18 protein-coding genes are annotated in these 23989 nt (G+C 61.2%); 10 read left to right on the top strand and 8 right to left on the bottom strand.

Translation table 11 applies throughout. The features are described 5' to 3' along the window. Window positions 1-6: 6 nt before the first annotated feature. Window positions 7-966: a phospholipase D-like domain-containing protein gene (locus tag AB8A23_RS02570; RefSeq protein WP_184513083.1), complete on the top strand. Its 960-nt coding sequence runs from the start codon at window positions 7-9 to the stop codon at window positions 964-966. 186 nt (window positions 967-1152) lie between these two features. Here the strand turns inward: AB8A23_RS02570 and AB8A23_RS02565 are convergent, their stop codons facing one another. The 4 genes from AB8A23_RS02565 to hutI all read right to left on the bottom strand — a co-directional run bounded on the left by AB8A23_RS02565 (window position 1153) and on the right by hutI (window position 5676). Then, the gene (locus tag AB8A23_RS02565) at window positions 1153-2034 is read right to left on the bottom strand and encodes a LysR family transcriptional regulator (protein ID WP_120288191.1); all 882 of its coding nucleotides are present in this window, start codon (window positions 2032-2034) and stop codon (window positions 1153-1155) included. Between the two features lie 152 nt (window positions 2035-2186). Continuing rightward, on the bottom strand, window positions 2187-2756 hold the full coding sequence (locus AB8A23_RS02560; protein ID WP_439056974.1) for a HutD/Ves family protein: 570 nt from the start codon (window positions 2754-2756) through the stop codon (window positions 2187-2189). Between the two features lie 9 nt (window positions 2757-2765). After that, the gene (gene hutU, locus AB8A23_RS02555) at window positions 2766-4439 is read right to left on the bottom strand and encodes a urocanate hydratase (RefSeq protein ID WP_439056975.1); all 1674 of its coding nucleotides are present in this window, start codon (window positions 4437-4439) and stop codon (window positions 2766-2768) included. Between the two features lie 10 nt (window positions 4440-4449). Next, window positions 4450-5676, bottom strand: coding sequence for an imidazolonepropionase (hutI, locus tag AB8A23_RS02550; RefSeq protein ID WP_184513089.1), 1227 nt, complete (start codon window positions 5674-5676; stop codon window positions 4450-4452). A gap of 133 nt (window positions 5677-5809) precedes the next feature. Between hutI and AB8A23_RS02545 the strand changes: the two genes are divergently transcribed. The 7 genes from AB8A23_RS02545 (at window position 5810) to AB8A23_RS02515 (ending at window position 16425) form a co-directional block, all read left to right on the top strand. Then, the gene (locus AB8A23_RS02545; protein WP_439056976.1) at window positions 5810-7189 is read left to right on the top strand and encodes a formimidoylglutamate deiminase; all 1380 of its coding nucleotides are present in this window, start codon (window positions 5810-5812) and stop codon (window positions 7187-7189) included. Beyond that, window positions 7189-7950 (top strand): histidine utilization repressor, encoded by a 762-nt coding sequence (gene hutC, locus AB8A23_RS02540; RefSeq protein WP_439056977.1) that lies wholly within the window; start codon window positions 7189-7191, stop codon window positions 7948-7950. Before AB8A23_RS02545 ends, hutC begins: the two co-directional genes overlap by 1 nt. Before the next feature lie 108 nt (window positions 7951-8058). Further along, window positions 8059-9003, top strand: a complete 945-nt coding sequence (locus tag AB8A23_RS02535) for an ABC transporter substrate-binding protein (RefSeq protein WP_439056978.1) — start codon at window positions 8059-8061, stop codon at window positions 9001-9003. Between the two features lie 130 nt (window positions 9004-9133). Continuing rightward, entirely contained in the window at window positions 9134-9907 is a 774-nt protein-coding gene (locus tag AB8A23_RS02530; protein WP_120288198.1) for an ABC transporter permease, read from the top strand. Further along, entirely contained in the window at window positions 9904-10689 is a 786-nt protein-coding gene (locus tag AB8A23_RS02525; protein ID WP_439056979.1) for an ABC transporter ATP-binding protein, read from the top strand. The genes AB8A23_RS02530 and AB8A23_RS02525 overlap by 4 nt, the downstream gene beginning before the upstream one ends. Window positions 10690-10958: 269 nt before the next feature. Then, a complete protein-coding gene (locus AB8A23_RS02520) occupies window positions 10959-13592 on the top strand; it encodes an EAL domain-containing protein (RefSeq protein WP_439056980.1) in 2634 nt (877 codons plus the stop codon). Window positions 13593-13782: 190 nt separating this feature from the next. Then, entirely contained in the window at window positions 13783-16425 is a 2643-nt protein-coding gene (locus AB8A23_RS02515) for an EAL domain-containing protein (RefSeq protein ID WP_439056981.1), read from the top strand. A 3-nt stretch (window positions 16426-16428) separates the two neighbouring features. On the opposite strand, the gene AB8A23_RS02510 is transcribed toward AB8A23_RS02515, so the two are convergent. The 4 genes from AB8A23_RS02510 to AB8A23_RS02495 all read right to left on the bottom strand — a co-directional run bounded on the left by AB8A23_RS02510 (window position 16429) and on the right by AB8A23_RS02495 (window position 21387). Further along, entirely contained in the window at window positions 16429-18006 is a 1578-nt protein-coding gene (locus AB8A23_RS02510; RefSeq protein ID WP_439056982.1) for an ATP-binding protein, read from the bottom strand. A gap of 129 nt (window positions 18007-18135) precedes the next feature. Next, a complete protein-coding gene (locus AB8A23_RS02505; protein WP_439056983.1) occupies window positions 18136-18546 on the bottom strand; it encodes a response regulator in 411 nt (136 codons plus the stop codon). A 221-nt stretch (window positions 18547-18767) separates the two neighbouring features. Continuing rightward, the gene (locus AB8A23_RS02500) at window positions 18768-19226 is read right to left on the bottom strand and encodes a PaaI family thioesterase (RefSeq protein WP_439056984.1); all 459 of its coding nucleotides are present in this window, start codon (window positions 19224-19226) and stop codon (window positions 18768-18770) included. 1159 nt (window positions 19227-20385) lie between these two features. Further along, window positions 20386-21387, bottom strand: coding sequence for an NADP-dependent oxidoreductase (locus tag AB8A23_RS02495; RefSeq protein ID WP_439056985.1), 1002 nt, complete (start codon window positions 21385-21387; stop codon window positions 20386-20388). A 234-nt stretch (window positions 21388-21621) separates the two neighbouring features. Between AB8A23_RS02495 and AB8A23_RS02490 the strand changes: the two genes are divergently transcribed. Both AB8A23_RS02490 and AB8A23_RS02485 read left to right on the top strand, forming a co-directional pair. Further along, window positions 21622-22917: a dicarboxylate/amino acid:cation symporter gene (locus tag AB8A23_RS02490; RefSeq protein ID WP_089266305.1), complete on the top strand. Its 1296-nt coding sequence runs from the start codon at window positions 21622-21624 to the stop codon at window positions 22915-22917. A gap of 8 nt (window positions 22918-22925) precedes the next feature. Then, the gene (locus tag AB8A23_RS02485) at window positions 22926-23843 is read left to right on the top strand and encodes an amino acid ABC transporter substrate-binding protein (protein WP_439056986.1); all 918 of its coding nucleotides are present in this window, start codon (window positions 22926-22928) and stop codon (window positions 23841-23843) included. The last annotated feature ends 146 nt before the right edge of the window (window positions 23844-23989 follow it).

Raw genomic sequence — 23989 nt, 5'->3', positions numbered from 1 at the left:
TCAATCATGACGCATAACCTGCTCGTGTTTCCGGATGACACCGCGCAGTGCATCATCGATCCGATCAGGGCCGCAAAGCGCAGCCTGAACATCCGGATGTTCCTGTTCACCGATCCGACGCTGCTGCATGAGGTGATCGCGGCGAAGCGGCGCGGCGTCAACGTGCGCGTCATGCTCAATCCGGCCCGGCGCAACGGCGAGAGCGAGAATAACGAAACCGCCGCGGCACTGGCTGCGGCCGGAGTCGAGGTCCGTGACAGCAATCCGGCCTTCGCGCTGACCCATCAGAAATCGATGGTGATCGATCATGAGTGGGGCTTTGTCGAGTCGCTGAACTGGGAGACCCGCGATCTCACCGAGACGCGCGACTACGCGGTGACCACGACCAAGAAGCTCGAAATTTCCGAGATGGTGGATTGCTTCGAGGCCGACTGGGCGAAGCAGGATTTCGTGCCGAACCCGGACTCGCAACTGATCTGGTGCCCGAACAACGGCCGCGAGCGGATCGGTGCTTTCATCGATTCCGCGCGGGACACGCTCTGGATCCAGAACGAGCGTTATCAGGACACGGACATCATCGAGCGGCTGGTTCGCGCGGTGCTGCGCGGCGTTCAGGTCCACATCATGGCGCGGCAGCCGCACAAGCTGAAGAAGAACAAGCTGATCGAGGGGATCGGCGGCCTGCGCATCATGCATGACGTCGGCGCCAAGGTGCACCGGCTCAATGACATGAAGCTGCACGGCAAGATGCTGTTGGCCGACGAGGAACGCGCTATCGTCGGTTCGATTAATCTCACGCCGGGCAGTTTCGACGATCGCCGCGAGCTGGCCATTGAGACCGATGCGCATCATGTTGTGAAGCGGCTCGTCGAGACCTCACATCACGACTGGAAACATTCGCGCAAGCTCGACCTCTCCGACGAGGCGGTTCAGGCGGATCTGGAAAAACACGGCATCCGGCAGTAGCGCGTTGTCGCTCAGCGCCGATCCGGCCGCGGCGATTGCCGGGCTCGGGGCTGCACAGGTTTCCTTTCCGCGCGGCGAGCATATTCCGTGGCCAGGTTCAGCAGTCGTTCGCGAACCACGGGGTCATCAATCTCCCGCGCCAGCTTTTCGCAGCGCTCGGCCTGCTCTCTGAAATATGCGGCTTCGCTAGGCAACTTTGTCGTTTTCCATGGGCAGTGCGGGGCGCAGGAACATCGCCGAGAGCTGATCCTTGATTTCCAGGACACGCGGCGATGTCATACCCGGGCGAATGCAGAGCAGCGCTTTGATGGTCGGAAGCTCCGGCAAGTAATAGTCCCTGGCCCAGACCAGTCCCGGCGGAATGATCCGGCTGGGAACAGCCGTTAGTCCGATGCCGGCTTCGACGGCAGCTTTCTTCGCGCTGTAGTCCTGACTGCTGAAGGCAATCCGATAGGAAAGGCCATGCCGTGTGAGCGTATGAATCATCCAGTCGTCATTGGTCCAGGTGACGATTGGGATCGGTGCGCCGGGGCTGAGCACGAATGATTTCGAGCGAACCCATGCCAGCCGATCCTCGGCTTCATCGACAATGAGCGGAGCCAGATCGGCACTGATTTCTCCCCGCTGGAAAAAACACCCGACGTCGATATGGCCGTCGATCAACGCTGTCGCAATCTCGGTGGACATTCCGGCATGGATATGGATGTCATTGAGGTTGCTCAAGCTCTGCTCGGCGACGAAGCGCTGCGCGAGGACAACGCTCAGGCCCAAACGAAGCCGGTCGACATGATTATCGGCTCCGCCGAGCGCAAGCACCTGATCGTTGGCCTCGATGATCTTGCGCGCCTGCGCAAGCACCAGTTTGCCGAGATCGGTCGGACAACTTCCGTTTGGCGTCTTGCTGAACAGCGAACCGCCAACAAGTTGTTCGAGGCGCTTGATCTGCGAACTCACCGCGGGCTGACTCAACCCCAATTGCTCCGCAGCCTTGGTCAAGCTACCCGTTTCTGAAATGGCAACGACGGTACGAACAATTTCAATCGGAATATTGAGATGCCGCTTGTGCATTTGAATATCCAGCCTCGCAATTGCGCCATGAGTCGGACCAAGTGGTGTCGCGATTCTCTACCAATCATATAGGCGTAATCACTCTTGGTTATATATTTGATTTGGATGGCATTTCCGGAATTTATGGCGTCATCAAAATCAGTGTGTGGCGGCTATCTACCGAATTCGATGATGACTACACGCGCCGTCGCATCGGACTCAATCGCGACAGGTGCTGATCCTTGTTCCACAAGCAGCCCATCATGCGCCGACAGGCTGTCGACGGTCGATGCCGATCGTACGGTGGCAGTGCCATGCTCAACGAACAGAAACGCTTGTGCAGAAACTATAAAATCCTGACGTTTCATGACGTTGATGCGTCTCACATGCTGTGAGACGATCCCGCGCCTGCTCATCACATTCAAATCTGTAATGGGGCCGTCGATCAGTAACGCTGACGTTTGCTGATCGCCCGGGAAGGAATGGATCGCGCTGCGATCAATGCGCACAGATGCGCGGCCGTGGACATTGAGGTCGATGCCGGCGCCATCGATGACCAGAAGTGTACGATCAATCCCGGGAAATGACGAGAACGGTCCGTCGCTCGTCACCTGCGCCATACTGACGCGCCAGTCGAAATCGTCCAGCTTTGCATTCGCCGGGAAGATCGCGATCTCCGTGGTCGATCCAAGCCCGTTCTTCCAGGGCATCACCTTGTAGTTCGCGGCGCGCAGGATCTGCATGCGCCGCACTCAGCCCTTGGTGTGCAGCGATGGCAGATTGAGGTGATGTTCCTCTGCGCAGTCGATGGCTTCCTCATAGCCCGCATCGGCGTGGCGCATCACGCCGGTGGCCGGATCGTTCCACAACACGCGTTCGAGGCGCTTTGCTGCTTCCGGCGTGCCGTCGGCGACGATGACCATGCCGGAATGCTGCGAGAAGCCCATGCCGACGCCGCCGCCGTGATGTAGCGACACCCAGGTTGCGCCAGATGCGCAGTTGAGCAGCGCATTGAGCAGCGGCCAGTCGGAGACGGCATCAGAGCCGTCCTTCATCGCTTCGGTCTCGCGGTTCGGGCTTGCCACTGAACCCGAGTCGAGATGATCCCTGCCGATCACGATCGGCGCCTTCAATTCTCCGGAGGCCACCATCTCGTTGAAGGCGAGGCCGAGGCGATGGCGATCGCCGAGGCCGACCCAGCAGATGCGCGCCGGCAGGCCCTGAAACTGGATGCGCTCGCGCGCCATGTCGAGCCAGTTCACCAGCGCCTTGTTGTGTCCGAGGATCTCCTTCACCTTGGCGTCGGTCTTGTAGATATCCTCGGGATCGCCGGAGAGTGCGGCCCAACGGAACGGGCCGATGCCCCGGCAGAACAGCGGACGGATGTAAGCGGGGACGAAGCCGGGGAAGTCGAACGCGTTGTCGACGCCTTCTTCTTTCGCCATCTGGCGGATGTTGTTGCCGTAGTCGACGGTGGGCACGCCCATCTTGTGGAAGTCCAGCATGGCACGGACGTGCTCGCTCATCGATTTGCGCGAGGCCTTCTCAACGGATTGCGGATCGGTGGCACGCTTGGCTTCCCACTCGGAGAGCGTCCAGCCCTTCGGCAGATAGCCATTGACCGGATCATGCGCCGAGGTCTGGTCGGTGACGATGTCCGGCCTGACGCCACGGCGAACCAGTTCAGGGAAGATGTCGGCCGCATTGCCGAGCACGCCAACGGAAATTGGCTTCTTCTCCTTGTTGGCCTTCTCGATGATCGCCAGGGCGTCGTCGAGGTCCTTCGCCTGTACGTCGAGGTAACGGCTCTTCAAGCGCATCTCGATGCGGCTCGGCTGGCACTCGACGGCGAGGCACGACGCGCCGGCCATGGTCGCCGCCAGCGTCTGCGCGCCGCCCATGCCGCCGAGGCCGGCGGTGAGGATCCAGCGTCCAGAGAGGTCGCCGTTATAGTGCTGACGTCCGGCCTCGACGAAGGTCTCGTAGGTGCCCTGCACGATGCCCTGCGAGCCGATATAGATCCAGGAGCCGGCCGTCATCTGGCCATACATCATCAGCCCCCGGCGATCGAGCTCGTTGAAGTGCTCCCAGGTGGCCCAGCGCGGCACGAGATTGGAATTGGCGATCAGCACGCGCGGCGCATCCGCATGCGTCTTGAACACGCCGACCGGCTTGCCGGATTGCACCAGCAGCGTCTCATCAGTATTGAGCTCGCGCAGCGACTTGGCGATCTGGTCGAACGCCTCCCAATTGCGCGCGGCGCGGCCGATGCCGCCATAGACCACCAGTTCGTTCGGGTTCTCGGCCACTTCCGGATCGAGATTGTTCATCAGCATGCGCAGCGGCGCTTCGGTGAGCCAGTCCTTGGCGGAGAGTTCAGTGCCGCGCGGGCTGCGGACGATGCGGCTGTTCTTGCTGCGATCCATGATGGTGTCCTTAGTTGGATGTCGCGGAGGTCCGGCCGTGCCAGACGCGGGCGTGAAGCGGATTGAAGCCGACCCGGTAGACCAGTTCGGCAGGGGTCTCGATGTCCCAGATCGCAAGGTCGCAGGCCTTGCCGGCTTCCAGCGTGCCGACCTGATTGAGCTTGCCGAGTGCCCGCGCGCCTTCGCGCGTCACCCCGAGTAGGCATTCATCGACCGTCATACGAAACAGCGTCGCGCCCATATTCATAACGAGCAGCAGAGAGGTCAGCGGCGAAGTGCCGGGATTGCTGTCGGTGGCCAGCGCCAGATGGGTGCCGTGCTTGCGGAACAGCGCGATCGGCGGCGCCTGGGTTTCGCGCAGGGTGTAGTAAGCACCCGGCAATACCACGGCTACGGTGCCGGCTTTGGTCAATGCGACGACGCCGTCTTCGTCCGTATGTTCGAGATGATCCGCAGACAGCGCGCCGTGATCGGCTGCGAGCTTTGCACCATGCAGGTTGGAGAGCTGGTCCGCATGCAGCTTGACGGGCAGGCCGAGTTTCTTGGCGGCGTCGAACACCCGCGCTGTCTGCTCCGGTGAAAACGCGATGCCTTCGCAGAACGCATCGACCGCATCGGCCAGCTTTAGTTCGGCAATCGCCGGCAGCATCTCGGCGATGACCGTGTCGATATAGGCGTCCTTGTCGCCATTGGCTTCCGGCGGCATCGCATGTGCGCCAAGAAACGATGTCAGGACGGAGACGTCGCGCTCGCGGCCGAGCTGACGTGCCGCTGTGAGGCAGCGGATCTCGGTCTCCTTGTCGAGGCCATAGCCGGACTTGATCTCGATGGTGGTGACACCTTCGGCGAACAGGTGATCGAGCCGCTTCAATCCGCTGGCGACGAGCTGCGCTTCACTGGCCGCACGCGTCGCCTTCATGCTCGAAGCGATGCCGCCGCCGGCGCGTGAAATGTCCTCATAGCTGGCGCCTTCGAGCCGCATCGCGAATTCACTGGCGCGGTTACCGCCATAGATCAGATGGGTGTGGCAATCGACGAGGCCAGGCGTGATCCAGCGGCCCTCGCAATTGATCCGTGTCGTGGCGTCGGCATCCGGCGGCAGGTCTGACGCAGGACCAGCGTAAGCAATCCGGCCATCCTTTGTTGCGATGCAGCCATTCTCCACGATGCCGAGACCGGACTTGCCGGGCGCCATGGTGGCAAGGCGTGCATTGGTCCAGATGGTGTCGAAGGTCATGGTGCGAATCTCATGGTGAAAGTCACTTCCAGGAACTCGGCGCACTGCCGCAAATTCGGGACGTCGTATGTCTATACATAATCAGCGGCCTCGCTTATTGTCGAGCGTCTTTTGAATGCAACAGGCAATCGCTATGGGCACGCAACGTGCTGCAAAAAGGCTGTTCTTCGCGCACGCGCTGTTGCCGTCAGGCTGGGCGCGCGACGTCGTTGTCGCAATCGAGAATGGCACCATCACGGCCGTTGCCGCGAATTCGAGCAGCGCTGACGCTGAAATCATCAGCGGCGTGGCGCTGCCCGGATTGCCCAATCTGCACAGCCATGCGTTCCAGCGCGGCATGGCCGGCCTCACCGAAATCCGCGGCGCCACGCAGGACAGTTTTTGGACCTGGCGACAGTTGATGTATCGCTTCATCGATACGCTGACGCCTGACGACGTCGAAGCCATCGCGGCTTTCGCCTATGCCGAGATGCTGGAAGCCGGTTTTACCTCAGTCGCGGAATTTCACTATCTGCATCACGACGAGACCGGCGCGCCCTATGCGAATCTCGCGGAGATGGGTACGCGCATCGCGGCGGCATCCAGCGAGACCGGCATCGGCCTGACGCTGCTGCCGTCCTTCTACAATTTCAGCGGCTTCGGCGGCACCGCGTCGATCCACGGCCAGCGCCGTTTCGTCAATGATCCCGCGCGCTTTTTGACGCTGCTGGAGAAGTCGCGTGAAGCGATCAAGTCGGTCGATGACGCCGCCATCGGCATCGCGCCGCATTCTCTGCGCGCGATCACGCCGGAGACGTTGAATGACGTCCTCAAGGCGGTGCCCGATGGTCCGATCCATATCCACGTGGCCGAGCAGACCAAAGAGGTCGAGGACTGTATCGCCTGGTCAGGCAAGCGGCCGGTGGCATGGCTGCTGGATCACATGCCCGTCGACAGGCGCTGGGCGCTGATCCACGCGACCCATATGACCGATGAAGAAGCCGCCGGTGTCGCGAAAGCAGGTGCCGTCGTCGGCCTGTGCCCGCTCACCGAAGCCAGCCTCGGCGACGGCATTTTTGAAGGTCCGCGCTTCATCGATGCCGGCGGCGTGTTCGGCGTCGGCTCCGATTCCAATATCGAGATCACGGCGCCCGGCGAACTCAAGCAGCTCGAATACAGCCAGCGTCTCGCCTATCGCGTCCGCAATGCCGTGGCGCGCCATGAAGGTGAATCCACCGGCCGTGCGCTCTATGAACATGCGCTGGTCGGCGGTGCGCAGGCGTCAGGCCGCAATATCGGTGCACTTGCGGCTGGCAAGCGTGCGGATATTGTCGTGCTGGACACCGCGCATCCCGATCTCTGTGCCGTCACCGGCGACCGCTGGCTCGATACCATGACCTTTGTCGCCGGCAAGTCGGCGATCTCCGACGTCTTCGTCGGCGGCAAGCAGGTCGTCAACAGCGGACGCCACATCAAACGCGCATCCATCACCGAGCGCTATCGGCGCGTCGTGCAGCGGCTGGCAAAACTCTGATGGCGACAGCGCGCGTGTCAAAGTCGGCAAATGGAAAAGCGCAGGCTGCGCCGCAGGCGCTGTATCAGCGCATCCGCGCCGATCTCGAAGAGAAGATCCTCTCCGGCCGCTGGCCGCCCGGCTATCGCATTCCGTTCGAGCATGAACTGGTCGAGAGCTATAACTGTTCGCGGATGACCGTGAACAAGGTGCTGTCAGGTCTCGCAGCCGCTGGTGTTATCGAGCGTAAGCGCCGCGTCGGCAGTTTTGTCGCCAAGCCGCTGGTGCAGTCCGCGGTACTGCATATTCCCGATATCCAGGCCGAAATCGCCAAGCGCGGCGAGGCCTATGCCTATGAGTTGCTCACGCGCAAACGGCGGAAGGCGACCAAGGACGATCTCGAACGTCTCGGCATCGACAAGAGCTGCGACGTGCTGGTGCTGAGCTGCCGACACATCGCCAAGGGCAGGCCGTTCGCGCTGGAAGAGCGCCTGATCAATCTCGACGTGGTGCCGCCCGCGTCTGAAATCGATTTCACGCGCGTGCCGCCCGGTACCTGGCTGCTTGGTCACGTGCCGTGGAATGAGGCTGAACACCGGATTACGGCAAGTCTCGCCGACGATGTCGCCTTGAAGGCATTGACGCTGAAGAAGCCGGCCGCCTGTCTCGTGGTCGAGCGCCGCACCTGGCGCAAGAACAAGATCATCACATCGGTACGCGTCACCTATCCGAACGATCTGTATCAGCTCACCGCGCGCTTCACGCCGACGGGGCTGCGATGATGAGGACGATATGAATCATCTGCCGCGGCATAGCCGCGCAAATTGACTCTGGCAATCCGCCATGTTGCCATGCAGTATCATTCTAAATCTGGCTGAGGAGAGTGCGTTATGAAGTTGATTGGAGTTTCCGTCGCCGCCATGCTCGCGGCTCTCGTTGCGACCCCGGCTGCGGCACAGACCAAGGTGACCATCGCCATTTCCGGCTGGACGGGTTTTGCGCCGCTGACGCTGGCGAAGGAAGCCGGCATCTTCGCGAAGAACGGACTCGACGTCACCATCAAGAAGGTGCCGCAAGCCAGCCGCCATCTCGCCATCGCCTCGGGCGACGTGCAATGCGCCGCCACCACGGTCGAGACCTGGGTGGTGTGGAATGCCAATGGCGTCGCCACCACGCAGCTGTTCCAGCTCGATAAGTCCTATGGCGCTGACGGCATGGCCGTGCGCGCCGGCACCGCATCGATCAAGGACCTGAAGGGCAAGACCGTCGCCGCATCGGCCCCGGGCACTGCGCCCTATTTCACGCTCGCCTGGTTCCTGAAGAAGAACGGCCTCAGCGTGAAGGACGTCTCCGTCGTCAATATGGAGCCGGGTCCGGCAGCGCAGGCCTTCATCGCCGGCCAGAACGATGCGGCCATGACCTATGAGCCATATCTCTCGGCCGTGCGCGAGAAGCCGGAAGCCGGCAAGATCATCGCCACCACGCTCGACTATCCGATGATCATGGACACCTTCGGCTGCACGCCGAAATTCATCGCCGATAACGAAGGTGCCGTGAAGGCGCTGGCCAAGAGCTATTTCGAGGCCGTCGCGATGATCAAGGCCGACCAGGCCAAGTCCTATGAGATCATGGGCGCTGACGTGAAGCAGACCGGCGAGAAGTTCGGCGCCTCCGCGCAGTATCTGCGCTGGCAGGATCAGGAGGCGAACAAGAAGTTCTTCGCCGGCGAGCATCAGGCGTTCTCGAAGGAAGCGGCCGAGCTGCTGCTCGAGATCGGCGTGATCAAGGAAATCCCGGATCTGTCGAAGCTCGCCGATCCGCGCTTCATTCAGTAAATCTCCGCCGTCGCTTCCGTCATTGCGAGGAGCGAAGCGACGCGGCAATCCAGCTCTTACTTAAGGAAGACTGGATTGCTTCGTCGCAAGAGCTCCTCGCAATGACGATCATGAGCATTGAATACGCAGCATGAAGCCACTCGCCCCCATTTCATCCACCGCGCGCGTCGTGCTCGGCATATCGTTCTTCGTTCTGTTCGTTGCCGCGTGGTCCTATGCGACCTTTGGCGGCTTCGTCTCCAAGACCTTCCTCGCCAATCCATGGACCATGCTGCAGGATGGCTGGCTGCTGCTGACCAAGCACGGCTTCCTGCATGATATCGGCATGACCATCTGGCGCGTGATCGGCGGCTTCGTGCTGGCCGCATTGTTCGCGGTGCCCATCGGCATCCTGATGGGCGCCTACAAGCCGGTTGAAGCCTTTCTCGAACCCTTCGTCTCCTTCGCGCGCTATCTGCCGGCCTCGGCCTTCATCCCTTTGCTGATCCTGTGGGCTGGCATCGGCGAATTGCAGAAGCTCCTGGTGATTTTCATCGGCTCGGTGTTCCAGCTCATTTTGATGGTCGCTGTTAGTGTCGGCAGCGTGCGCCGGGATCTCGTCGAGGCATCGCTCACGCTCGGCGCGCGCGACGCCGGCGTGCTGAAACGCGTGTTGATTCCATCCGCCGCGCCGGAGATTGCGGAAATTCTTCGTCTCGTGCTCGGCTGGGCCTGGACCTATGTCATCGTCGCCGAACTGATCGGCTCGTCCTCGGGCATCGGCCACATGATCATCGACAGCCAGGCGCTGCTGGCCACCGGCCAGATCATCTTCGGCATCATCGTCATCGGCATCATCGGTTTGATTTCGGACTACGCGTTCAAGGCTGCGAACCGGCGCTTGTTTCCGTGGAGCATCATTTGAGCAAGCTCGTCATCGACAACGTCTCGCGGGTTTTTCCTGCCGTGCGCGGCGGCGCGCCGACGCGTGCGCTGGAGCCGACCAATCTTTCGGTCGCGGACAACGACTTCGTCACCATCCTAGGCCCATCCGGCTGCGGCAAGTCCACGCTGCTGCGCATGGTCGCTGGGCTGGACACACCGACCACGGGCCGCATCCTGCTCGACGGCAAGGCGATCACCGGTCCCGGCGCCGATCGTGGCATGGTGTTCCAGTCCTACACGCTGTTTCCTTGGCTCACGGTGTCGGAGAATATTTCCTTCGGCCTGCGCGAGCGCGGCGTCTCGACCCGCGAGCGCAACGACATCGCCAAACAGTGGCTGGAGAAGGTGGGCCTCACCAGCTTCGCCAATCATTTTCCGAAGCAGCTCTCCGGCGGCATGCAGCAGCGCACCGCGATTGCGCGTGCGCTCGCCAACGATCCGAAGATCCTGCTGCTCGACGAGCCGTTTGGCGCGCTCGACAACCAGACCCGCGCCTTGATGCAGGAATTGCTGCTCGGTATCTGGGAGCGCGAGCGCAAGACGGTGATCTTCGTCACCCACGATATCGAGGAAGCGGTGTTCCTCGCGTCGCGCACCGTGGTGATGTCGGCGCGTCCCGGTCGCATCAAGGCCGATATCGCGGTCGATCTACCGCATCCGCGGCACTACACCATCAAGACCAGCCCGGCTTTTTCCGATCTCAAAGCGCGGCTCACGGAAGAAATCCGTGTCGAGGCCGTGCTCGCGGCTGAGGCCCACTAGGATTCGCCGGTCGCTTCAGCGGCGTCAGGATACCGCTTGAGCGACGCGCCAACTATCGAAGGTTGCGTCGTTGCTTGCGTGTCCTGCTCCGGCTGCGTGATTTTATCCGGACCTTAAGTACGTTCGCGGCCGTCGGAAACTCCGGCGCCGCGCAAAACAATTTGGCGACGTCTCGCACATACGATTGCACCACCTCGGCTGAAAGCCGGTGATCGGGTCATTTCAAAGACGGTCCGATGGTTTGAGCAAAGTAATTGCGAGTTGCGTTTATGACGTTGGTGCATGTCGACCAGAGTGATGCTGCCAGGACGCTCCTCGCCGGGCTGGAGCAGGCCATCGATGCTGTCGTGATGATCGACAGCACGAATAGCGTGACCCATTTCAACGCCGCCGCTGAACGGTTGTGGGGCTATGAGCGCGACGAAGTGCTCGGGCGAAATATCAGCTTTCTGGTGCCGATGGCCATCAGGTCGCAGCATGACGGATACATCGCCGCGAACCGCGCGACCGGCGTCAATCGCATTGTCGGTCACAGCCGCGAGGTGAAAATCGAACGCAAGGACGGCAGCGAGATCTGGGGATCGCTGTCGATGTCGCGGGTCGAGGTGAATGGCGAGATCACTTATATGGGCTTCGTCCGCGATGTGACGGAAGAAGTGAAGCGCAGGGAAGAAATTATCCCGCTGGCTCTCGTGGTCGACAAGACGAAACGCGCTATCTACATCGCGGGTCGCGATGCACGGATTTGCTATGTCAACGGCGCCTTCACTGGCATGTTCGGCTACGCGCTGGATGAGGCGACGGGACTCATCCCGGAGGAATTCCTCGTCGGCGCATATACCAGCCAGGCGACGCTCGCATATCTGGACCAGCAGATCAGAACGGAAGGTTCTGCTGAAGACGAAATTCTCCTTTACGACAAAGCCGGCAACGAGGTCTGGGTCTCGGTTGCCTTGAATGCGATTCATGGCGCGGATGGAAAAATCCAGCACCTTGTCGCATTGATGACCGATATCACCGAGAGCAAGCAGCTTCAGTCGCTGCAGCATCACATTCTCGAAGCGCTGGCCGATGAGCAGCCGCTGCGGGGTGTGATGGACAATCTGTGTCGGAAGGTGGAGCAGATCGCGCCCGATGTCGTCTGTTCGGTGCTACATGTCGATTCCGCGGGATTGCTGCATCCTTTGGGAGGGCCAAGCCTCCCGGTAGGTTATGCGCAGGCGCTGGACGGCATTGCCATCGGACCGGATGTCGGGTCTTGCGGGACCGCGGCCTTTCGCGGCGAGCCTGTTCTGGTCACCGATATCGAAAACGATCCTCTCTGGCTGCCATACAACAGCGCGCCGCTGGCTTCCGGTCTGAAGGCCTGTTGGTCGATGCCGATCAAGACCAGGGATGGGCGCGTCATCGGCACGTTCGCATTCTATTTCAGGGAATGTCGCAGACCCAGCCGCTTGCATCACGGTATCGTCGATGCCTGTGTTCATCTCGCCGCGGTCGCCATCGAGCGTGAGGAAGCGCGCAACGAAATCTCGCGGCTTGCCTATTTCGATGCGCTCACCGGTCTGCCGAACCGGACCCATATGCGCCAGTTGATGGAGCGTGCCGTCGCGGAATGCCCCGCAGATGCGCAGATGGCGCTGATATTTCTCGACCTGGATCACTTCAAGGACGTCAACGATACGCTGGGGCATGCTGTCGGCGATGACTTGCTGGTCGCCGTCACGCAGCGGCTTCATCAGCACATCCGACCGGGCGATATCCTCAGTCGTCAGGGCGGCGATGAATTCATCATCCTGATGCCGAACTGTATCGCGGCAGACGCCTCCCGCATCGCGGGCCGTCTCACCGAGGCACTGTCGGTTCCGCTGCAGCTCGGCGGCAATCAGGTGCCGATTTCTGCCAGCGCCGGCATCAGCATGTTTCCGGACAATGCCCGCGATCTCGATAGTCTGCTGAAATATGCCGATGCGGCAATGTACAAGGCCAAGCAGGCCGGCCGCTCCACGCATCGATTTTTCAGCAACGACATGGACCGCGTGAATGAGGAGCGCCTTCGTCTGAGCGCCGCTTTGCGCCACGCGCTTGCACAAGGCGGCCTGCGGTTGCACTACCAGCCGCAGATTCGCGCAGGCAGCGGGGATCTGTACGGTGTCGAGGCATTGGCGCGCTGGCATGATCCCGTATTGGGCGATGTGTCACCGGCGAAGTTTATTCCGCTCGCGGAGGAATGCGGCCTCATCGAGCAGATCGGTGTCTGGTCGCTGCGCGAGGCGTGCAGGCAGATTGCGGCGTGGCAAAAGGCAGGGCTCGATGTGCCTTGCGTCTCGGTCAACCTGTCGCCGATCAATTTTCTGAATCCGGGATTGCCAGCGTTGATTTCCGACATCATCGCGGAAAACGGGCTGGCGCCGAACAGGCTGATGCTCGAAGTCACCGAGGGCGCGGTGATGAGCGAACACACGACCGCGATCGAGATTATGATGCAGATCCGCGCGGCCGGCATCGGATTGTCGATGGATGATTTCGGCACCGGTTATTCGAGCTTGAGTCGCCTAGCGCATTTGCCGGTGCGCGAGCTGAAGATCGATCGCAGCTTCATGCGCGGTATCGAGACCGAGGTCTGTGCTCTGGCGATCGCCACCGCCATCGTGTGCGTCGGACAGAGCCTCAACATGACGGTCGTGGCCGAAGGCGTCGAGACCGAAGAGCAGCGCAGGATTCTGGCCGGGCTGGGCTGTGACGTCATTCAGGGGTTCCTGTATTCGCCTGCACTGTCCGCATTCGATCTCGAAGCCTGGCTGGTGGCCCGCCATGCCGAACGCTGGGCGGCGCTGGTCGACGAGCGCCGGGCCGAAGCTTCGGAAGAGGACATACGGCCGGATGCGCTTGCAGTCATGTAATCTCGAGAAGTTGACGACCGTCGTTAACGCGATGTTAACGACATCCGGTATTCCGGCCCCTCGAGATGAGATCGAACGAACTTCTTAGCTACTGGAGTTCGAATACACTCGTACCAGCGAATGACATTGCCGCTGTAACGAAGACAGTTGTCGTCGTGCTCACGCGGCTCCTGTGATCGAAGGTCGTTTCATGTCTGCAAGTCCTGTCGGCCAGCCCAGCGAAGAGGCGATGGCGCTGTTCTCCGCGTTCGAGCGGGCGGTCGATGCTGTCGTGATCACCGGGATCGACAACCAGATCCGACACTTCAATGCCGCGGCCGAGCGGATGTGGGGATATCACCGCGACGAAGTTGTCGGCCGGCAGGCCAGCTTCCTTGTGCCGCTCGACGTGCGCGAACATCTCGATGGAGTGATTGCGGCAAAATCTGCCATGGATCCGCAAGTAGCGGTCAAGGGCCGCCGCGAGTTCAGGATCAGCCGCAAGGACGGGAGCGAGGCCTGGGGCGCGTTCTCGATCTCACGCGTCGATTACGCCGGCAAGACGCTCTACATCAACTTCATCCGCGACGTGACGGACGATGTCCGTGACCGCGAGCAAAATGCGCTGATGGCACTGGTTGCCGAAAAGACCGATCGTGTCGTGATGGTCTCCAAACGCGACATGACCATCGTCTATGTCAACGACGCTTTTACGGAACTGTTCGGATACACGCTCGCGGAAGCGATGGGCAAACACCCCCGGGATTTGCTGACCGGAGAGTATACCGACAACGAAACGCTGGAGCGATTTCACGCGCAGATCGATGCCGAAGGACACGGGCAAGAGGATATCCTTGTCTATGACAAGGACGGTCACGAGATCTGGATCTCAAGCACGGTCAACGCAGGCCGCAATAAAGCCGGTGAGGTCGAGCATCTCGTCGCGGTGCTCGACGACATCACCGAGAGCAAGCAGATCCATTCGCTGCAGCATCATGTGCTGGAAAATCTGGCCAACGACATGCCGGTCGTGGATGTGATCGGTGATCTCTGCCACCGCGTCGAAGCCATCGCGCCCGATATCGTCTCGTCGGTGCTGCATGTGGACGCGGACGGTCGGCTCCATCCGCTCGGTGGTCCCAGCCTCCCGGCCGCCTTCGCACCTATTGTTGACGGTATTGCCACTGGTCCCGATGTCGGGTCCTGCGGCGCGGCGGCCTTTCTCGGCCACGCGGTGCTGGCCACCGATATCGCTACCGATCCGCGGTGGCAGCTCTATAGCAGCCTGCCGCTGGAAGCCGGCCTGCGCGCTTGCTGGTCGACGCCGATCAAGGCGCGGGATGGTCGCGTCATCGGCGCTTTTGCTTTCTATTTCCGTGAAGTGCGCGGCCCGACGCGCTGGCACCAGACCATCGTCGATGCCTGTGTGCATCTGTGCGCACTGGCGATTGAACGGCACGAGGCCCGCAGCGAAATCGCGCGTCTGGCCTATTTCGATGCACTGACCGGCCTGCCGAACCGCGCGCAACTGCGCCAGATCCTGACGGGGCTGATCGACAAGAGCAAACCGCGGGACCGCATTGCCGTGATGTTCCTCGATATCGATCACTTCAAGGACGTCAACGACACGCTCGGTCATTCCATTGGCGACGAGTTGCTGGTCAAGGTCACGCAACGACTGTGCAGGCAGATTCGGCCGGCCGACACGCTGAGTCGCCAGGGCGGCGACGAATTCGTTATTGTGCTGCCGAATTGCGATGTTGAAGGCGCCGCCTTGATCGCCAGCCGCTTGCTTGAGACACTGCTGCCGCCCATGCAGCTTGGCGCCAAGCTGGTGCCGGTATCGGCCAGCATCGGCGTCAGCATCTATCCCGACAATGCCGCTGACATCGACGGTCTGCTCAAACATGCCGATGCGGCGATGTATCAGGCCAAGCAGGCCGGCCGCTCGACCTATCGTTTCTTCAGTGCAGAGATGAACCGCGTCAGCGAGGAGCGGCTCGCCTTCAGCACGGCGCTGCGCAATGCCATCGTGCAGGATGCGCTGCGGCTTCACTATCAGCCGCAGGTGCGCGCTGACGGTCGCCTTTACGGTGTCGAGGCGCTGGCCCGCTGGTCCGATCCGGTGCTCGGCGAAGTGCCGCCTTCGAAATTCATCCCGCTCGCGGAAGAATACGGGCTGATCGAGCTGATAGGCACATGGTCGCTGCGCGAAGCATGCCGGCAGGTCGCGGCCTGGCGCAAAAATGGCGTCGACGTGCCCAGCGTCTCGGTCAATCTGTCGCCGATCAATTTCCAGAATGGCGATCTCGCCACGCTGGTCGGCGAGGTGATCGCCGAAAACGGCCTGTCGCCGGACATGCTGATGCTGGAGGTCACCGAAGGCGTGGTGATGAGCGAGCATTCGACCGCCGTCGAGACCATGGAGAAAATTCGCAAATCCGGCGTGCAGCTGTCGATGGATGATTTCGGCACCGGCTATTCCAGCCTCAGCCGTCTCGCGCATCTGCCGATCCGTGAGTTGAAGATCGATCGCAGCTTCATGCGTGGCCTTGAAAGCGAGGCGAGTGCGCTGGCGATTACGCGCGCCATCATCCGCGTCGGCCAGAGTCTCGACATGATCGTGGTCGCCGAGGGCGTCGAGACCGACGGGCAGCGCCGGATTCTCATCGAACTCGGCTGCGATGTCATTCAGGGCTTCGTCTATTCGCCTGCGCTGCCGGTGCCGGATTTCGAACTCTGGTTCGCGAATCACGAAACGTCGCGTGCCGCCATTGCCCTGAGCGAGGTGCGGCGTCAGGCGCATCCGGAGCGGACGCTGGGCGTCGTCCCGTCCGTCAGACGGATCCCGTAGTCGCTATCTCTTGTCGAGCATCTCGCGCACCTTGTTGCCGAGGGCTGCTTGTGTAACGGGCTTCTGCAGCAAGGAGACGCCGGGGTCGAGCCGGCCCTGATGCACGATGGCGTTGCGCGAATAGCCGGTCATGAACAGCACTTTCAGCTTCGGCTGCCGCTTCTGCATCTCGTCGGCCAGCAGTCGCCCGTTCATGCCGGGCATCACGATATCGGTCAGCAGCAGGTCGAATGGTTCGGGATCGTCGGTGAAGTCGGCCAGCGCTGCGTCGGCATTGCCGGCTTCGCGGACCTGATAGTTGAGACCTTCCAGCGTCTCGACCAGGTAGGACCGCACATCCGGATCGTCCTCCACGATCATCACAGTCTCGTTGCCCTTGCTGCCGACAATGCGCCTCTCGATCTCGCTTGCCTGCTCCGTATGCTGCCTGCTGCGCGGCAGATAGACCTTGATGGTCGTGCCTTCGCCGACCTCGCTATAGATCTTCACATGGCCGCCGGATTGCTTGACGAAGCCGTAGACCTGGCTCAGGCCGAGGCCGGTGCCCTGTCCGGGCTCCTTGGTGGTGAAGAACGGGTCGAACGCGCGCTCCTGCACGTCCTTGGGCATGCCCGGTCCGGTGTCCGTCACCGAGATCAGGACATACTGCCCGATGACCACATCGGAATGCTGCAGGGCGTAGATCTCGTCGATGAAAGCGTTGCTGGTTTCGATCGTCAGTTTGCCGATCTTCAGATGGTCTTGGCCGGCCATGGCGTCGCGGGCATTGACCACGAGATTGAGGATGGCGGCTTCCATCTGGCTCGGATCGACCTCGACCTGCCACAGCCCGGCGCCGCCGACGATTTCGAGATCGATATTCTCGCTCAACGTGCGCTGGAAGAAGTCCGACATGCCGTGGAGCAATCCGTTGACATTGATGGTCTTCGGGTCGAGCGGCTGCTTGCGTGCGAAGGCAAGCAGGCGCTGGGTCAGCACCACGGCGCGTTGCGCGCCGCCGGCCGCGCTGGCAATGACGCGCTTGAGGCGATCACGTGACGATTCCGTCCAGGTCGAGATGCTGTGCTCGGCGATTTCGAGATTGCCGATGATGATGGTCAGCAGATTGTTGAAGTCATGGGCAACACCGCCGGTGAGATGGCCGATCGCTTCCATCTTCTGCGTATGGCGCAGCATGTCCTCGGCCTCGCGCCGGTGCCGGCCTTCCTCGATCAGCGCCAGTTCGGTTTCGCGCAACTGTGCGGGCGAGGGGATCGCCAGTAGCCGCGGCAGCAGCGGCCAGAGAATCGCAGCGGTGACGACCGAGGCGATGGCGGTGATCGCCTTGAGGATTCCTTCGGCGCCATAGGCCGGAACCCACAGCGTGTAGATCGACATCACATGGGTCAGGCCGCAGGCCATGATGAAGAGCGCGAAGGCCCAGAAGATCCAGCCGAACTCCACATCGCGGCGCTTCCAGACGAAGATCGTGAGGACGACGGGAATCGAGAAATAGGCCGCGGCGATCAGTGCATCCGAGGCGACGTGAAGCCAGATCAGGCCGGGATCCCACAGCAGACAAATGCCGTGCGGGGCAAACATGGAACTATCGAGAAAGTTCTTGAGTGATGCCCACATCGCCTGCCCCCGCCGATAGCTGGTATCTAGCAACCGAGGGTGACCGGGCGGTGTGGAGGCGTCAAGCGTGAGCGCAATTGCGAACGGGGCTTATCAGACGCCGAATGCGCTGCGGGGATTGGCGAATTCGGTGAGGGCGCCGATGATCTGGTGCTGTCGATAGGGTTTGGCAATGAAGCGACCGCCATCCGGCAGGTCGCGTTCGCCTATCCTGAAGTGGCCTGACGTCGCGATGATGCGAATGGGCGGCCAGCGATTGGCGACCGCATGGGCGAGCTTGAGCCCGTTCATCGAGCCGGGCATGTCGATATCGGTAAAGATGATGCGGATATCGTTGCGTGCTTCGAGCACGCGGATCGCAGCGTCAGCATCCTGGGCCTCGATCACCCGGAAACCGGCTTCCTCGATCATCTCGACCGCAAACATGCGCAGCAGTACATCGTCCTCGACGACCAGGACGGTGGTGGGGAGGGCGGCGTCGTTTACGGCAGCGTCTTGGGCCATGGGATTTGAACCTTGATCGCCGGTTCCATGGGCCACAGGGCCGGGATGGTTCGGGTCGAAAGCATCGGTCAGTCTAAACGTGATCAATCGAATACGAATATAGGTCGCGTAAAAACTGTTTTGGTTCGCATGTCTTTGCTAAGCGAGCTGATCGCGCTTTCGTTCCGCCGCGTGCGAAAAAAAATCCGTGAAGATGACGAAAAATCCGCGGCGCCGTCAGGTCAGTCGTTCTTGCGCCCGGCATCGGTGCGGTCGCGGACCGTCTTGAACACACCATGTGCCGTGGCGACCACGTGATCGTTCACACTGACCTCGGTGCTCATGAAGATCAGGCTCTTGGTGGCACGCACGACCTTCGGTCGGGAGATCATCAGGTCGCCGATCCGCGCGGCATCGACGAAATAAGTATCCATCTGGACCGTGGCGAGCGCCTCGACCCCCGCTGCCTCGCGCGCCGCCATGCCGCAGCTCCGGTCGGCCAGCGTCATCACCGCGCCGCCCTGAACCACGCCGCGGCGGTTGCGGTGCTTGTCCTGGCCGAGAATGGCGAATTCATTGATGCCATCGACGATCCGGTGCCACATCGGGCCGACGAAATGGATGAACCCGTCATCGTCCATGATGCTCCAGCCGGCGGCTTCGAGTTCAGCATAGGCCGCGTCAGTCGCCGCATCAGTCATGGATTTTCCTTCTTGCGAGATATCGATGGGCTGGAGGGAGTGAGGGCTAGGTCATACAAAAGCGGGGGGCGGGTGGATAGGACGTCGCGGCGTGGGGGCGCGTCGCAATCTGCATGGCTCGTCGCTCGTTGTTCCGGGGCGCTGTCCTCCCCATTGTCATTCGGGGCGCGGCCGGCACTTGCCGGACGCGAACCCGGAATCCCAGAGTGTTTTACACCGTCTGGAGATTCCCATGCTGGGATTCCGGGTTCGGTCCCGTCGCCTCCGACGTCGGTCCCGCCCTCAGGCAAACCAATTGGTTTGCCTGGGAATGACGAGCTTGGGGCGGCAAGACAGCCCTAAACATATTTTCCTATCCGCCGTTGACAATATTTTTGTCAGGTTTATATTCCCCTTCGTCCTGCCCCACCGAGAGGGGCGATCGCGATCGTCACGTTCGCGGGGTGGGATGCGGTGGACGCCGGAGATGCGGCGTCACGCGGTTCATGGGGGAACGTCTGTCTTCGGGCAGGACGGATCTGCGCCAGCACTGCCACTGGCAAGGACACGGCCGACCTTCGGATGGACAACCCCCTGGACAGCGCGACGGACGACCAACTCGAAACGCGTTCGGCCTAGTCGCTTGAGGCTCCCTTCCCATCGCCTTGGGACTTTAATTCGCGATCGGAGCGTTCGTTGAGGCAAAGTGCAAGCAACCGAAAAAACACCGCAGGCGGAACGTCGGGCACTGGCTCGGCGCCTCCGAAAGTCCTGATGCACTCTAGATTGCGGAAGACCGCATCGCATCAGGCCCAAGGGTGCAACGGGCACCCGGCGTTCCGCACGCCCTCTCAACAGAGGGCGGGAATGCAAGACACGACGGCGCCCCCGCGCCGCAAATAATGGGGGTGATAACGCATGTCTGAAGATCAGTGGCTGTTTGACATTCACATCAGCAACGACGCACAGGCGCCAGAGGCATCCCTCCCTCTAGCATTGCGCAGCAATGCGCAGTGGGGAGGGTCGGCCGATAGGCCGGGGTGGGGCCTCTCCCCTATGCGAGGACAGCATTCGTGGCACCACCCCACCCGTCTCGACCGCTCCGCGGTCGATCCAACCTCCCCACGGCGCGGCTTCGCCGCTTGGGGGAGGGACAAGAAAGCGCCGCTACGCTATCTCCCTACACCTTCACCATCCGCTTGCCCCGGTTCTCACCGGCCAGCAAACCGATCAGCGCCTGCGGCGTGTTCTCCAGCCCGTCGATAACGTCTTCCTGGACCTTGAGCTTGCCCGCGGCGACCCAGGACTGCAGATCGGTCAAAGCCTTTTCGCGCTGGTTCATATAGTCCATCACGATGAAGCCCTGCATGATCAGGCGTTTCACCACGATCAGACCGGGCACGCCGCGCGGGCCGGTCGCCGAGGGCGCGCCGTCATATTGCGAGATGGCGCCGCAGCAGGCGATGCGGCCGTTGAGATTCATTTGTGCGAGACAAGCCTCGAGAATGTCACCGCCGACATTGTCGAAGTAGACGTCGATGCCACCCGGCGCAGCCGCCTTCAGCGCCTTGAACACCGCGCCGTCCTTGTAGTCCACCGCGGCATCGAAGCCGAGTTCTTTGGTCAGCCAGTCGCATTTGTCCTTGCCGCCGGCGATGCCGATCACCCGGCAGCCCTTGATCTTGGCAATCTGGCCGACGATGGAGCCGACCGAACCGGCCGCCGCCGAGACGACGACGGTCTCGCCCGCCTTGGGCTTGCCGACGTCCAGCAGGCCGAAATAGGCTGTAAGTCCGGCGATGCCATAGACGCTGAGCAGATGCGTCATCGGCTCCATTGATGGCATCTTGTTGAGATGCTTGGCCGGCACCGCTGCGTAATTCTGCCAGCCGGTGTCGCCGAACACGATGTCACCCGGCTTCAGCGCAGGCGACTTCGACGACACGACTTCGGCGATGCCGCCGCCCGCCATCACCGTATTGGCCTCGACGGCAGCGCGATAGGTCGCGCCGTGCATCCACGCGCGATTGGCCGCATCGAGCGAGATGTATCGCACGCGCAGCAGCGCCTCGCCGTCCTTCGGCTCGGGAATCGGACCCTTTGATAGTTTGAAATGTTCTAGCCCCAATTTTCCTGTGGGCTTTTCGATGAGCAGCACCTGATGATTCACGGTGTCGGTCATGGCCGTTGTCTCCCTGTTTCTTCCTGTGTCGAAACTTGTTGCAGTCGCCGCGTACAAAACAATCAGACTGCACAGTTTTTGTAGTTGGCGATGACGCTATGCGGCAGCGCGGCATTCCACAACGGCTATTTGCCGCCTGATGATACCGAAACGGTACGCGGCTGACGAAGCTTGTTGCGCGCTCTGATCAATATGACAGACTGTCGCAGTTGGGAATGTGTAACGGGGGTCGGTATGTCGAACAGGTTTACGCAATACATTCTGATCGCGATGGCGCTGGGCATCGTGATGGGCTCGCTGGTTTTCAACTATTTGCCCGATAGTCGCGGCGAGATCGCGGCCGACGTCAATCTGATCGCCATGTTGTTTTTGCGCCTGATCAAGATGATCATCGCGCCCCTGGTCTTTGCCACGCTGGTCGGCGGCATCGCCCATATGGGCTCGGGCTCCAAGCTCGGCCGCATCTTCGCCAAGACCATGGGCTGGTTCGTCAGCGCCTCCTTCATCTCGCTGTTGCTCGGCCTCGTGATGGTCAACCTGTTGCAGCCCGGCGCGAATTTCCCGGGAACGCTGCCGGCTGCGGGGCAATCGACGGGCCTGCCGGTGTCGGCTTTCTCCATTGAAAAATTCCTGACCCATCTGATCCCGACCTCTATCGCGGACGCCATGGCGCAGAACGAGATCCTGCAGATCGTCATCTTTGCCGTGTTCTTCGCAGTTGCGATGGGCGCCATGCCGGAACGCTCCAAGCCGATGCTGCAACTGATCGATGACCTCGGTCACATCATGCTGAAGGTCACCGGCTATGTGATGCTGTTCGCACCGCTGGCGGTGTGGGCGGCGATCATGGCGACCGTGTCCAAGAATGGCCTCGGTGTGTTGTGGAAGCTGATCGTCTTCATGGGCGGCTTCTATCTGTCGCTGGCGATCCTGTGGGGCATTCTCGTGGTGGTGGGCTTCATCGTCATCGGGCCGCGCTACAGCCATCTGCTGCGGCTGATCCGCGAACCCTTGATGATTGCGTTTTCCACGGCAAGTTCGGAAGCTGCCTATCCGAAGACGCTGGAAGGTCTTAACCGCTTCGGCGCCTCGTCGCGCATCTCCAGTTTCGTGCTGCCGCTGGGCTATTCGTTTAATCTCGACGGCACGATGATGTACTGCACCTTCGCCAGCATCTTCATCGCGCAGACCTATCACATCGAGATGTCGCTCGGCACGCAGCTCGCGATGCTGGCAACGCTGATGATCACCTCGAAGGGCGTGGCCGGCGTGCCACGTGCCTCGCTGGTGGTGATCGCGTCCACGCTCAGCCAGTTCAATATTCCCGAAGCCGGGTTGTTGATGATCATGGGTATCGATACGTTCCTCGATATGGGTCGCAGCGCCACCAACGTGATCGGCAACTCGCTGGCCACAGCGGTGGTCGCAAAATGGGAAGGCGAACTCGCGCCCGAGCATGAGCTGGGTCCCGACGATGTGGTGCCTGGCGACATGATTCCCGGAGAAATTCCCGCCCTCGGACATGGTTGAGGTGCGTGATGCGCTACTATCTGACCGGTTCGATCACCGGGCTTCTGGCAGCTTTGCTGCTGGCGACGACTGCGCAGGCGCAAGCGCCTGCGGAAGGGCTTAGCCCGACGCTGGCAGCGATCAAGAAGGCGCATGTGGTCAAACTCGGCTACCGCGAGAGCTCGCCGCCATTCTCGTTCCTCGATCAGGCGGGCCGGCCGATCGGCTACAGTCTCGAACTCTGCGAGGCTATCGTCGAGGATATCGGCATCGAGGTCGACGATCCCCAGCTCAAGATCGAATATGTAAAAGTAACGTCGGACGATCGCATTCCCGCCGTGGTCAACGGCAAGATCGACCTCGAATGCGGCTCGACCACGGCCAATGCCGAACGGCGCAAGCAGGTTGCGTTCTCGCCGCTCATGTTCGTCGCCGGCACCAAGCTGATGGTGCCGAAAACCACCACGGGTACCGCGCCGACCGACTTCAAGGGCAAGACCATCGTCGTTACCAAAGGCACCACCAACGAACAGGCGATGCATGCGGTCGACAAGAAGTTCAATCTCGGCCTCAACATCGTGGTTTCGCCCGATCACGAGCAGAGCTATCAGATGCTGGTCGACGGCAAGGCCGATGCCTTTGCAACGGACGATATCCTGCTGTCGGGTCTGATCGCGCGGCACAAGTCGCAGGACAAATTCCGCGTGGTCGGCGATTACCTGTCCTATGATCCCTACGGCATCATGTTCCGCAAGAGTGAGCCGCAGCTTGCGGCTGTCGTCGAGCGTGCGTTTCGACGGCTCGGCTCGAATCGCGATCTGATCCCGCTCTATAACAAATGGTTCGTCGCCCGCCTGCCGACCGGCGAGCGCATGGGCGTTTCGATTTCGCCGCAGCTGGAAGAGAGTTTTAAAGTGCTGGACGATTCAGCGGGCGGGACGAATTGAGGCTTAGCGTTCTTCATTAGGTCGATGGTACTATCAAATGTCGTCCCCGCGAAGGCGGGGACCCATACACGCCGATTTAAAGATTTGGCACTGTGGCTACGGCAGTTTCTAACCTCAGGCTCGGAGGTTATGGGTCCCCGCCTTCG

This window comes from Tardiphaga sp. 619_E2_N8_4 (genome assembly GCF_051810905.1).
Lineage (GTDB): Bacteria > Pseudomonadota > Alphaproteobacteria > Rhizobiales > Xanthobacteraceae > Tardiphaga > Tardiphaga robiniae.
The sequence above is the reverse complement of the archived record's forward strand: the minus strand, read 5'-3'. Positions and strand labels throughout refer to the sequence as shown.